The 12,904-nt window shown below is 70.9% G+C and carries 8 protein-coding genes and 1 rRNA gene; 2 read left to right on the forward strand and 7 right to left on the reverse strand.

Translation table 11 applies throughout. From position 1 onward, the window contains the following. The 3 genes from JWR81_RS04615 to JWR81_RS04625 form a co-directional block, all read right to left on the reverse strand. Positions 1-352: ribosomal RNA gene (locus JWR81_RS04615) — 16S ribosomal RNA — on the reverse strand; the annotation flags it as partial. A gap of 1,418 nt (positions 353-1,770) precedes the next feature. Beyond that, positions 1,771-3,114, reverse strand: a complete 1,344-nt coding sequence (locus JWR81_RS04620; protein WP_297646918.1) for a glutamine synthetase family protein — start codon at positions 3,112-3,114, stop codon at positions 1,771-1,773. Between the two features lie 71 nt (positions 3,115-3,185). Next, positions 3,186-4,748, reverse strand: a complete 1,563-nt coding sequence (locus JWR81_RS04625) for an alpha/beta hydrolase (RefSeq protein WP_297646920.1) — start codon at positions 4,746-4,748, stop codon at positions 3,186-3,188. Between the two features lie 95 nt (positions 4,749-4,843). Here JWR81_RS04625 and JWR81_RS04630 point away from each other — a divergent pair, with 95 nt between their 5' ends. Both JWR81_RS04630 and panB read left to right on the forward strand, forming a co-directional pair. Further along, positions 4,844-6,886, forward strand: a complete 2,043-nt coding sequence (locus JWR81_RS04630) for an NAD(+) synthase (protein ID WP_297646922.1) — start codon at positions 4,844-4,846, stop codon at positions 6,884-6,886. Positions 6,887-7,016: 130 nt separating this feature from the next. Then, the gene (gene panB / locus JWR81_RS04635; protein ID WP_297646923.1) at positions 7,017-7,901 is read left to right on the forward strand and encodes a 3-methyl-2-oxobutanoate hydroxymethyltransferase; all 885 of its coding nucleotides are present in this window, start codon (positions 7,017-7,019) and stop codon (positions 7,899-7,901) included. Positions 7,902-7,959: 58 nt separating this feature from the next. On the opposite strand, the gene JWR81_RS04640 is transcribed toward panB, so the two are convergent. The 4 genes from JWR81_RS04640 to JWR81_RS04655 all read right to left on the reverse strand — a co-directional run bounded on the left by JWR81_RS04640 (position 7,960) and on the right by JWR81_RS04655 (position 12,851). Next, positions 7,960-8,895, reverse strand: coding sequence for a glutathione S-transferase C-terminal domain-containing protein (locus JWR81_RS04640; protein ID WP_297646925.1), 936 nt, complete (start codon positions 8,893-8,895; stop codon positions 7,960-7,962). 23 nt (positions 8,896-8,918) lie between these two features. Continuing rightward, positions 8,919-9,857 carry an NADP-dependent oxidoreductase gene (locus tag JWR81_RS04645; RefSeq protein WP_297647014.1) on the reverse strand — a complete coding sequence of 313 codons (939 nt, stop codon included), beginning with the start codon at positions 9,855-9,857 and terminating at the stop codon, positions 8,919-8,921. Positions 9,858-9,975: 118 nt separating this feature from the next. Beyond that, positions 9,976-11,082 carry a PEP/pyruvate-binding domain-containing protein gene (locus JWR81_RS04650; protein ID WP_297646927.1) on the reverse strand — a complete coding sequence of 369 codons (1,107 nt, stop codon included), beginning with the start codon at positions 11,080-11,082 and terminating at the stop codon, positions 9,976-9,978. Between the two features lie 14 nt (positions 11,083-11,096). Next, on the reverse strand, positions 11,097-12,851 hold the full coding sequence (locus JWR81_RS04655; protein WP_297646929.1) for a PEP-utilizing enzyme: 1,755 nt from the start codon (positions 12,849-12,851) through the stop codon (positions 11,097-11,099). Positions 12,852-12,904 lie beyond the last annotated feature (53 nt).

Raw genomic sequence — 12,904 nt, forward strand, 5'->3', positions numbered from 1 at the left:
ACTGCTGCCTCCCGTAGGAGTCTGGGCCGTGTCTCAGTCCCAGTGTGGCCGGTCGCCCTCTCAGGCCGGCTACCCGTCGTCGCCTTGGTAGGCCATCACCCCACCAACAAGCTGATAGGCCGCGGGCCCATCCCCAGCCGAAAAAACTTTCCACCAACCACCATGCAGTGATCGGTCATATCCGGTATTAGACCCAGTTTCCCAGGCTTATCCCAGAGCTGAGGGCAGGTCGCCCACGTGTTACTCACCCGTTCGCCGCTCGTGTACCCCCGAAAGGGCCTTACCGCTCGACTTGCATGTGTTAAGCACGCCGCCAGCGTTCGTCCTGAGCCAGGATCAAACTCTCCAACAAAATCTGGCCCAACAAATACCCGATCAACGCGACGAGGTCGCGCCACCGAGCAAACAAACTGGCATAAAACCAATTCAAACAATAGCTCGACACACTGTTGAGTTCTCAAAAGACACACGCACACCATCCACCACCGCTAGGAGGCATCCGGGGCTTCCGTCTGCTGTCACCGTCCTGGGCTGTGACTCTGGGCCGGAGGATCTCCGTCCCGGTCTGTCGTGCTGCCCGGCTGGCGACTTGGAGAAAGTTACACGGTGCTTCCAGGGCCGTTTCAGGGGGGGTCACTTTCCTGCATCACCCCAGCTCAGGGCGGCTTTTCGGCTCCGGACCCCGGCTCGACCGTGCCATGCACCGGCCGCTGGTGCGGTGGCCGGGTCGGCCGGATCCGTGAGGAGCAGGACCGTCCGCGCCCCCGCATCGAGGACCCAGCGGGACGCGGCAGCTGTCACCGCGGCGCCGTGGCCGTGGCGGCGGTGCTCCGGCGGTGTGTAGAGCTCCGGGCCGTGTTTAGACCGGAGCGATCCGGGACTGCCGGCCATCCGCGGTCGCGCGGACGCCTACGACACCGGAACGCCGTCCACCTCCCACAGCGTCTCGCCCGCTCCCCCGGCGACCGACCGCGCGACGACCTCCTCGGCCTCCGCCGGATCCGCGTCGGCGTGGTGCGCCTCCACCTCGGCGCGTGACGCCAGGCCCCTGGCAGGGGCGCGTCGGCGGGCGAGGCGCGACGGGCGGCGCCCTGCACATCGGTGGGCGGTCGCAGCTCCCCGGCCGCGAACAACCGCATCCGCGCCCGGACGTCCACGGCGGCGCATCCCGTCCGGGCGGACTGCGCGGCCGCGTACGCCTCGGCCTCCCGAGCGGACCCACCGCAGCGGGCACGGCGGGATCGGCGTCCGCCAGCGCGCTCTCGACCGCAATCGTCGCTGCGACGGGCATCGCGGAGACGTGCACGGGACGGCCCGTCGTGCGCAGCGTGGCCCCGGTGAGCGCCCCGCCGTCGTGCGGCGTCAGGAGATGCTCGGCGGGCGGCCCGTTGCGCACGAGGCCGTCCAGCACCGTGAGCATGTCGGTGTGGCGCGCGGGGACTCCGACCCGGTGCAGCACCCTCGTGGCGCGCGGGGACGCCGGACCCGGTGCGCCCTCCACCTCCACGAGACGCTGTCGCCGTGGTCAGGGCACACCCGCCCGCTCGGCGGCGGACCCGGTGCACCCTCGCCCGTCCCGCTCACCGTCGCCCACGGTCCGTCGGCGCAGGGCCTGCGGAGCGATCACCGTCCGCCGGCTCCGGTCCGGTCCGGGCCGGAGCTGGAGCTGGAGCAGCTTCGCCCGTGGCGGCGCGTGGTCACGGCGGTCAGCGCCGCCCCTGGCGCTCCCTGAAGCGGCTCCCTGCGCCCTCGGCCTGTGCGATCAGCTCGTCAGAGGACCGGCAGGTACGTCGCCAGTTCGTACGGGGTGACCTGGCGGCGGTAGCCGTCCCACTCCGCACGCTTGTTGCGCAGGAAGAAGTCGAAGACGTGCTCCCCCAGCACCTCGGCCACGAGCTCCGAGTGCTCCATGGCCGACAGCGCCTCGGTGAGGTTCTGGGGCAGTGACTCGTAGCCCAGGGCGCGGCGCTCGGTCTCCGTGAGCGACCAGACGTCGTCCTCGGTGGGGGCGCCGAGCTCGTAGCCCTTCTGCACCCCCCGCAGACCGGCCCCGAGGATCACGGCGAACGCCAGGTACGGGTTGCAGGCCGTGTCCAGCGTGCGCACCTCGACGCGCCGTGTGGAGGACTTGCCTGGCGAGTACATCGGCACGCGCGCGAGCGCCGAGCGGTTGGCGTGGCCCCACGACACCGCGGTGGGGGCTTCCCCGCCGACGATGAGGCGCTTGTAGGAGTTCACCCACTGGTTCGTGACGGCCGAGATCTCCCGGGCGTGGCGCAGGACGCCGGCGACGAACGCCTTGCCCGTCTCGGACAGCTCGTAGGGGTCGTCCGGGTCGTGGAAGGCGTTGCGGTCGCCCTCGAAGAGCGAGAAGTGCGTGTGCATCGCCGAGCCGGGGTGGTCACTGAAGGGCTTGGGCATGAACGACGCCCGCACGCCCTGCGTGATCGCGACCTCCTTCACCACGTACCGGAAGGTCATGATGTTGTCGGCCATCGTCAGCGCGTCGGCGTAGCGGAGGTCGATCTCCTGCTGGCCCGGCCCGCCCTCGTGGTGGCTGAACTCGACGGAGATGCCCATCGACTCCAGAGTCTCGATCGCGTTGCGCCGGAAGTGCGGGGCGACGTCGTGGCTGGCCTGGTCGAAGTAGCCCCCGGAGTCGGCGGGCTGGGGCGGGGACCCGTCGGCGGGCAGGTCGCGCAGCAGGTAGAACTCGATCTCGGGGTGCACGTAGCAGGTGAAGCCGGCCTCGGCGGCCTTGCTCAGCATGCGGCGCAGGACGTGCCGGGGGTCGGCCCAGGACGGGGACCCGTCGGGCATGGCGATGTCGCAGAACATCCGCGCCGAGTAGTGCTCACCGGCCGCGGTCTCCCATGGCAGCACCTGGAACGTCGAGGGATCGGGCCGCGCGACCATGTCCGACTCGTAGACACGGGCGAAGCCCTCGATCGCGGACCCGTCGAACCCGATCCCCTCGGCGAACGCCCCCTCCAGCTCCGCGGGAGCCACGGCGACCGACTTGAGGTAGCCCAGCACGTCGGTGAACCACAGACGTACGAAGCGGATGTCGCGTTCCTCGAGCGTGCGGAGCACGAACTCCTGCTGGCGGTCCATGCCGCGAGCCTAGGAACGCCGTGTTACAGCCATGTTTCCTGGCTGATCAGGAATGACCGGAGCGGTGTGAACTAACACTTGGCGCCCTCCGCGGGGAGCTTCAGGTCGATCAGGTACGAGCCAACGATGTCGTCGACGCACGCCTTCCCCTGCAGCGCGACGGTGTGCTGGGTGCCCTGGAACGTCAGCAGGCTGCCCTTGAGCGCCTTCGCCAGGTCGACGCCGGCCTGGTACGGGGTGGCGGGGTCGCCCGTGGTCGAGATGACCAGGGTGGGCGGCAGCCCGTGGACCTGCGGCACGTGCGGCTGGCTGGTGGGCGGCACCGGCCAGAACGCGCAGGGGTCGAGCGCCGCGACCACACCGCGACCGTCGTCGAGGAACGGGGCGGCCGCGTTGCCGCGCCTGTCCTCGTCGGCGATGACCGCGCGGTCGGTGATGCGCTGCTCGTCCTCGCAGCTGATGGCGGTGAACGCCTCGTTGGTGTTGCTGTAGACCCCGCTCTGCGAGCGGCCGTAGTAGATGTCGGCCAGGGCCAGCAGGAGGCGACCGTCACCGGCGGCGAGCCCGGAGATTCCCTGCGAGAGGTACGGCCAGAAGTCCTGCGCGTAGAGCGCCTGGATGGTGCCGATCTGGGCGTCGGTGTAGGACAGCGTGCGGTTGCCGACGGCCAGCGGCTTGTCGATCAGCGGGCGGGTGAGCGCCTGGAACCGCGCGGTGGCCTGCGACGGGTCGGTGCCCAGCGGGCAGTTCGGCTTCTTCGCGCAGTCGGCCGCGTAGGCGTCGAACGCCTGCTGGAAGCCGGCGTTCTGCTTCACGGTGCGGTCGACCGTGGACTCGGTGGGGTCGAGCGCCCCGTCCAGCACGAGCGCGCGCACGTTCTGCGGGAAGTCCTCCGCGTACTGCGTGCCGATGCGCGTGCCGTAGGAGTAGCCGACGTAGGTGAGCTTCTGGTCGCCGAGGGCGGCGCGCAGGATGTCGAGGTCCTTGGCGACGTCGCGCGTGCCCATGTTCTCGAGCACGTCGGCGCCGCCGGAGCGCTGCGTGCACCGCTGCGCGTACTGCTTGTTGTCGGCCTCCTCCTTGGCGACGCCCGCGGGCGACGGGTCCACGTAGACGGTGGAGCGCTGCACGGCCCAGTCGGCATCGGTGAGGCAGTCGATGGTGGGCGTGCTGGAACCGACGCCGCGGGGGTCGAACCCGACGAGGTCGAACCGCTGCGTGACCGGGCTGTGGGTGAGCCCGCCGGACAGCGACGGCACCAGGCTCATGCCGGAGGCACCCGGACCCCCGGGGTTGACCAGCAGCGACCCGATCTTCTGCCCGCTCGCCTTCTGCCGCAGCACACCGATCTTCGCGGTGGGTCCGTCGGGCTCGGCGTAGTCGAGCGGCACCTCGAGGCGCGCGCAGTCGAACTTCGCGTCGGCGTAGGCCTTCCGGTCGTCGTCCGTGGTGGCGTACGACTCGCAGGGGCCCCACGAAAGCTGCTGGTCGTAGAACTTCTCCAACGCGGGCGACGCCGAGCCGGTGAGATCCGGGGATGCGCTGCCCGACGTCGACTGCGAACAGGCCGCCAGGGCGGCGGCGACAGCGAGGAGTGCGACGGCTAGGGCGGTGGATCTCGTCCGTGGTGACACGCAGTCAGCATGCCAGCGCCCACCGACACCGCATCCCGTGGCCGCGCGGACGGGTCCTCCGGTCGGGTGGCGCATGGTCGGGCAGACTCGACAGGGTGGACTTCCGCTCCAGCTACCGACACGGGTTCCTGCGGGTCGCCGCCTGCACGCTGAGCACCGCGATCGCCGATCCCGCCGCCAACGCCGCGGCCGTCGTCGCCCAGGCCCGCGCCTGCCACGACGAGGGCGTCGGCCTGGCCGTCTTCCCCGAGCTGACGCTCACCGGCTACTCCATCGAGGACGTCCTGCTCCAGGACACGCTCCTCGACGCCGCCGAGGCCGCCCTGCTCGACGTCGTGGCGGCGTCGGCCGACCTACTGCCCGTGCTGGTGGTCGGCGTACCCCTGCGCTACCGCCACCGCATCCACAACTGCGCGGTCGTGATCCACCGCGGCGCCGTGCTCGGCGTCGCCCCGAAGTCGTACCTGCCCACCTACCGCGAGTTCTACGAGAGGCGCCAGGTCGCGGCGGGCGACGACGTGCACGGCACGATCCGGATCGGCGCGGCGGAGGTGCCGTTCGGCCCCGACCTGCTCTTCGCCGCAGAGGACGTGCCCGGCTTCGTGCTGCACGCCGAGATCTGCGAGGACATGTGGGTGCCGATCCCGCCCAGCGCGGAGGCCGCGCTCGCCGGGGCCACGGTGCTCGCCAACCTCTCGGGCAGCCCGATCACCGTCGGGCGCGCCGAGGACCGCAAGCTGATGGCGCGCTCGGCGTCGTCGCGCTGCCTCGCGGCGTACGTCTACGCCGCCGCGGGCGAGGGCGAGTCGAGCACCGACCTCGCCTGGGACGGCCAGACGATGGTGTGGGAGAACGGCATGCTGCTCGCCGAGTCGGAGCGGTTCCCCGAGGGTCCGCGCAGCTCCGTGGCCGACGTCGATCTCGACCTGCTGCGCTCCGAGCGCCTGCGGATGGGCACGTTCGACGACAACCGGCGCCACCACGCGGCGCGTACCGACGCGTTCCGCGAGATCACGTTCCGCCTCGACCCGCCCGCCGGCGACATCGGGCTGCGCCGCGAGCTGGAGCGCTTCCCGTTCGTCCCATCGGATGAGGCGCGGCTGGAGCTGGACTGCTACGAGGCCTACAACATCCAGGTGGCAGGCCTGGAGCAGCGGCTGCGCGCGATCGGTCAGCCCAAGATCGTGATCGGGGTGTCGGGCGGGCTCGACTCCACCCACGCGCTCATCGTCGCGGCACGGGCGATGGACCGCCTCGGCCGTCCGCGCAGTGACATCCTCGCGTTCACGCTGCCCGGGTTCGCCACGAGCGCCGGCACCAAGACCAACGCCACGCGGCTGGCGCTCGCGCTCGGCGTCACGTTCGAGGAGATCGACATCACCGAGACGGCGCGGCTGATGCTCTCCGAGCTCGGCCACCCGTTCTCCTCCGGCGAACCCGTGTACGACATCACCTTCGAGAACGTGCAGGCTGGGCTGCGCACCGACTACCTGTTCCGCGCGGCCAACCAGCGCGGCGGCATCGTGCTGGGCACCGGCGACCTCTCGGAGCTGGCCCTGGGCTGGTGCACCTACGGCGTCGGCGACCAGATGTCGCACTACAACGTCAACTCCGGGGTGCCGAAGACCCTGATCCAGCACCTCATCCGGTGGGTGGTGTCGTCGCGGCAGTTCGACGCCGAGGTCGGCGAGGTCCTCGACGCCGTGCTCGACACCGAGATCTCCCCCGAGCTCGTGCCCGCGGGCCAGGACGGGAGGGCCCAGAGCACCGAGGACGCCATCGGCCCGTACGCGCTGGCCGACTTCTCGCTGTTCCACGTGCTGCGCTACGGCTTCCGCCCGTCGAAGATCGCGTTCCTGGCGTGGCACGCGTGGCGCGACGCCGAGCACGGCGAGTGGCCGCCCGGCTTCCCCGCCGACGAGCGCTACGCCTACACCCTCGGCGACGTCCGGCACTGGCTGGAGCTGTTCGCCCAGCGGTTCTTCGGGTTCAGCCAGTTCAAGCGGTCGGCCATGCCCAACGGACCCAAGGTCTCGGCGGGCGGCTCGCTCTCCCCGCGCGGCGACTGGCGCGCGCCGTCGGACATGTCGGCCCGGATCTGGCTCGACGAGCTGCGTCGCGAGGTCCCCGAGGGCTGACGGCCCTCCCACGGGTGTGAACCTCGTCCCACGCCGATGCGCGCCGGACATCCCCCTGTCACGCTTTCGTCGTCAGCACCTGATGACCCGGGGACCCGCCGAACGGGCCTCGAGGGAGGGACGGACGACGATGTCTGAGACGCAGAACAGCGCTGCCGCTGTACCACCAATCGGCTCAGCCGAGGTACAAGCGCCCTACCGCACCACGGAGGGCAGGCCCAAGCGGACGCGCATCCACCACCTGCGCGAGCTCAAGGAGCGCGGTGAGCGGTGGCCGATGCTCACCGCCTACGACATGTACTCCGCCGAGATCTTCGACGAGGCCGGCATCCCGGTGCTGCTCGTCGGCGACTCGGCTGCCAACAACGTCTACGGCTACGAGAACACCCTGCCGGTCACGGTCGACGAGCTGATGCCGCTGGTCAAGGCCGTGGTGCGCGGGACGAAGAGCGCGCTCGTGGTGGCCGACCTGCCCTTCGGCAGCTACCAGGTCAGCCCCGAGCAGGCGCTCACCACGTCCTACCGGTTCATGAAGGAGGCCGGCGCGCACGCCATCAAGCTCGAGGGCGGCAAGCGCTTCGTGCCGCACGTCGAGGCGCTGTCGCAGTCGGGCATCCCGGTCATGGCGCATCTCGGGTTCACGCCGCAGAGCGAGCACGCGCTGGGCGGGTTCCGCATCCAGGGCCGCGGCGACGCCGGCGAGCACCTCGTCGAGGACGCGCTGGCACTGCAGGCGGCCGGGGCGTTCGCGGTGGTGCTGGAGATGGTGCCCGCCGACGTCGCCAAGCGCGTGACGGCCGAGCTCTTGATCCCGACGGTCGGCATCGGCGCCGGCCCGGACACCGACGCCCAGGTGCTGGTGTGGTCGGACATGGCGGGCATGAACCGCGGCCGCAAGCCGAAGTTCGTCAAGCAGTACGCAGCGATGGGCGAGATCCTGCTCGGCGCCGCGAAGCAGTTCGGGGACGAGGTGCGCGGCGGGTCCTACCCCGACGCGGACCACTCGTACTCGTAGGCCCACCGTCCTCCCGCACGGGCGCGGATGCGCCCCCACGCCCGTGCGGTGAGCCCCCTCAGCCGCGCCCGTGCGGCTCCAGCCAGCCCGACGGGTCCGGCCCGACCGGCACGATGCCCGTCGGGTTGATGTCCCGGTGCGTGGCGTAGTAGTGCGGCTTGATGTGGGAGAAGTCGACCGTCTCGCCGATGCCCGGCGTCTGGAACAGGTCACGCGCGTACGCCCACAGCACCGGCATCTCGGTGATCTTCTGCCGGTTGGCCTTGAAGTGGCCGTGGTATACGGCGTCGAAGCGCACCAGCGTGGTGAACAGCCGGATGTCGGCCTCGGTCAGGGCGTCGCCCGCGAGGTAGCGCTGCCGCGCGAGCCGCTCCTCCAGTAGGTCGAGCCGCGTCCACAGCGCCGCGTAGGCCTGCTCGTACGCCTCCTGCGACGACGCGAAACCGCAGCGGTAGACGCCGTTGTTGACGTCGCGGTAGACGTCGGCGTTCACGGCATCGATCTCCGCGCGCAGGTGCTCCGGGTAGAGATCCGGGGCACCGTCCCGGTGGAAGGCCCGCCACTCGGTGGAGAGGTCGAGGCTGATCCGCGGGTAGTCGTTGGTGACGACCGTGCCCGTCGTGGTGTCGACGAGCGCCGGCACCGTGACGCGGCCGGTGTACTCCGGGTCCGTGGCGCGGTAGGCCTCGGACAGGTAGGCGATGCCGAGCACCGGGTCCCGGTCGCCCTCGTCGAGGGTGAAGCGCCATCCGCTCTCGTCGCGGATCGGGTCGACGACGGCCAGCGAGATCGCGTCCTCGAGGCCGAGCAGCCTCCGGACGATCACCGACCGGTGCGCCCACGGGCACGCGAGGCTGACGACCAGCCGGTACCGACCGGGCTCCGGACGGCGGCCCGAGGAGCCGTCGGCCGTGATGCGGTCGGTGAAGCGGTTGGTCTGGCGGACGAACCCGCCGGAAAGCGCCGTCTCGGCGGAGAACTGTGCGGTGGCCACGCTGCGACCGTAGGCCCCCGGGCTCAGGTGGTGAGGACCAGCTTGCCCGTGGTGCGGCCCATCTCCCCCGCGCGGTGGGCGTGGCTCGCCCGCTCCAGCGGGAACGTCTCGGCCACCAGCACCCGCAGCCGCCGGTCGTCGACGAGACGGGTGAGCTCCTCGAGGCCGTCGCCGTCGGGCTCCACGAGCATCCCCGTGGCGCGCAGACCCCGCTCCCGCGCCGCGGCCATCGCGTCGGCCGCGGCCGCGGAGGGCAGGCAGATCAGCCGGGCGTCGGGCTTCATGACGTCGAGCGAACGCAGGGCGACCTCGCCGCCGATGAGGTCGTAGACCAGGTCCACCGGGTCGATCACCTTCTCGAAGGCCTCCGCGCGGTAGTCCACGGCCTCGTCGATGCCGAGGTCATGGAGCAGGTCGTGCTTGCCGCGCGACGCCGTGCCGATGACGTACGCGCCGCGGGCCTTCGCGATCTGGACGGCGAGGTGCCCGACGCCGCCCGCGGCCGCGTGGATCAGCACCCGCTGCCCCGGCTGGATGCCCGCGATGTCGACGAGGCTCTGCCACGCCGTGAGACCGGCCAGGGGCAGCCCGGCGGCCTCGACCTCCGACAGCCCGGCGGGGCGGTGCGCGAAATGCCGCGAGGGCGCCGTGACGTACTCGGCGTAGGCGGCCGCCTGCCGCGGGAACCACGGCATCCCGAACGCGGCGTCGCCGACGGCGAACCGCGTGACACCGGTGCCGACGGCATCCACGGTGCCCGCGACGTCCCATCCGACGGTGAACGGGGGCGGGCCGAACACCGCCGCCATGCCGGACCCGGCACGGGTCTTCCAGTCGACCGGATTGACGCCCGCCGCCGCCACCCGCACCCGGATCTCCGTGGGCAACGGCTGCGGCACAGGGGCCTCGCCGATCTCCAGGACCTCCGGCCCGCCGGTCGACAGCTGCGTGATCACGCGCATGCTCTCCACGCGGGGATGCCTACCAGGAATGTGTTTCCGTCGTGGGACGGGGCCACGCAGAGTTGGGGTCGTGCGCGGAAATCGTGGCCAGAGCCACGTTTTCCGCGCACGGGCCGCGTCAGCGGCCGGGGATCGGCTTCCCGCTGAACACGAACTTCTGCGCCAGCGCCACCGGGTCGTACGCCGCCGGCGTCTTCTCCGTCTCGGCCGCCGTGACCGTGACCGGCCGCGACTGCACGATGCAGACCGGGTCACCGGCCCGGCGGTGCCGGGAGATGACCCACTCGACGTCGACCGGGTAGCCGTAGTGCTCCTCGATGGCCTTGATGGCCGCGGCGATCGCCGCGATCTGCTCGTCGTCGAGCACCTTGCGGTCGGCGAGCTTGGCCGGCATGTCGATCTCGGTGACGGCGCCGTCGGCGAAGTCGAACGCCGAGACGACCGTCTTGTGCGCGACGTCGTACTTGAGCAGCCGCCCGTCGGCCTTGCCCACCTCGACATGGTCGGGGTTGACCAGGCCCTGCACGATCGCCTCGCCCCAGCCCCAGCTCGTCTCGATGACGATCCGGTCCGGCTTGCCGGTCACCGGGTGCACCGAGAACCCCACGCCCGACGCGCGGGCGTGGATGAGCTCGATGACCCCGACGGCGATCGGCATCGCGTGGTGCGAGATGCCCTTGCGCAGCCGGTAGGCCAGGGCGCGGGAGGTGAAGAGCGACCCCCAGCACTTCCGCACCGCGTCGATCACGCGCTGCGGCCCCGAGATCCCGAGGTAGGTGTCGAAGATGCCCGCGAACGAGGCGTCGGCGGCGTCCTCACCCGTGGCCGACGAGCGCACCGCGGTGGGCACGTTGACGTCCACGCAGCGCAGGCACAGCTCCTCGTACGCGTCGGTGAGCTCCGCCTCGAGGGCCTCGGACATCGGGGTGGCCTCGAACAGCGATCGGATCTCCGCCGAGGCCTTCTCCACCTCGGCGTCGGTGGGCTCGGTACCCAACCGGGAGATCACGTCCTCGATCCGCGGGTCGAGACCGGACTCGGAGCAGTGGCGCCGGTAGGCGTCCACCGTCACGGCGAACCCCTGCGGGACCTCCACCCCGGCCCGGTGCAGCTCGGTGAGCCGCCCCATCTTCGAGCCCGCCAGCGCGACCGCCTCCGCCGGATCGACCTCGTCGACCCAGACGACGGATCGTCCCGGTGCGGTCGTCGCCGCGTGCTCGGCCATGAGAACTCCTTCGTTCACTGGGCAGCAGCCGCCAGGTCGGCCGCCCGCTTCAGGATGGTGACCCGGCCGTTGGTGCCGTCCACCTCGATCTCGTCGCCGTCCTGGATCGCGAGGGTCGCGATGCCGATGGCCGTGACGGTCGGCACGCCGTACTCGCGGCCGACGATCGCCGCGTGGCTCAGCATGCCTCCACCGTCGCATGCCGCGGCGGCGATCTTGCCGAAGGCCGGCGTCCAGCTCGGCGAGGTGGACTCGCAGACCAGGATCGAGCCCGGCTCCAGGCGGTGCATGTCGTCGCTGCTCTGCAGCACGCGCGCGATGCCGGTGGCGGTGCCCTTCGCGGCGGCGACGCCGGTCAGCACGGTCTCCGCGGCCGCGTTCGGGTTCTGCACGGCGCGGATCGCGGCCGGGTTGAGCCCGAAGATCTCGATGAGCACCGGGTCCTCGACCGTCTCGGGGACGGTGCCGAGCACCTTCGGCATCGAGCTGCGCAGCGCGCCCCAGTGGTCGAAGTACTGGCGGCGGTCGGAGACCAGGCTCTTGAGCTCGCCCTGGTAGGTCGAGCCGTTCGCGACGCCGAGCAGCTCCGGCCAGAACAGGTAGAGCATGTCGTCCTTGTGGTCGGCGCCCACGCGGCGTGCCAGCTCCTGGGAGACCCTGCGCAGCGGGATCATGACCTTCAGGTCGATGTAGTAGTTGTGGTCGTCCTGCCACCACGGGAAGTTCGCATCGAGGTTGGACTGCAGGCCGGCGTCGAAGACCGACTGCTCCTCCTTGGTCAGGCCCGAGCGGGCGGTCTCGATCGCCGCCTCGCGCTCGGCCATGGCGTTGCGCGCCGCGGCCTCGAAGTCGTGGGCCTCCTCCTTCAGCACGAAGGTCTTGATCAGGTCGAGCGGGATCGTGTTGTCCTCGATCCAGCTCGGCACGCCCACGTCGCAGGTGGCCTCCTGGCGGTGGCCGTAGACCTGCAGGAAGTCGTCGAAGTCGGTGAGCCACTGCGAGGCGGAGCCGCCGTGCGCCGAGAGCGCGTCACGGATGGGGGCGCCGGCGTTGTCGGCGAACACCTGCCCGAGGCCTGCCTGCTTGGCCTTGGTCGCGAGCTTGTACAGCTCGCGGTCGGTCTCCATGATCTTGGTGTCCTCGCCCTGGAGGAACTTGCCGATGTCGGCGGTGTTGATGCCCATCTCGGCGCAGGCGCCGTAGAAACCGAGGAAGTTCACCAGCAGCGGGTACATCACACCGAAGTGGATCTCCATCGAGCGCTGGTGGTAGCGCCGGGCCTGGGTGAGCAGGCTCGCGAAGTCACCGGTCGGGACGGCGGTCAGGTCGATCCCCTGGAAGTAGTCCCAGGTCGCCTCGAGCTCGTCGCGGCCGCTCTCCCAGGTCTGCTTGTAGTTCTGCAGGAACCTGGGGAGGTTCGTGCCCAGACGCTGGGCGCGGGCTCCGATCTCACGGGGGTCGGACTCCGGGATGGCCGAGCCGTACAGGTGGGTGCCGGCGAACCGCGAGGTGATGCCGCGCCCGGGCGGCAGCGGCAGGGCCTCGGCGGCGTGCTGGGTGCCCCAGCAGTAACCGTCGTGACCCCAGGCGAAGGCGGCCAGCGGCGTCATGCCGCGCGACCAGTGGAAGTCGAGGTACCAGAACTTGTCCTCGTCCTCCTTCTTGAACGGCCCGGTGCCGTCGATGACGTACGGGGACGCGATGTGCTCGGGCTTGAAGCCCGGGTACCACTCGCCGGTGTACGGCTCGACAGGGACGACAGTGGCCATGCGAACTCCTCGGTCCGATGAAACGTTCGTCGGACCGTGTCAGTGATCACACG

Source organism: Pseudonocardia sp., assembly GCF_025965585.1.
In the GTDB taxonomy this organism is placed as follows: Bacteria; Actinomycetota; Actinomycetes; order Mycobacteriales; family Pseudonocardiaceae; genus Pseudonocardia.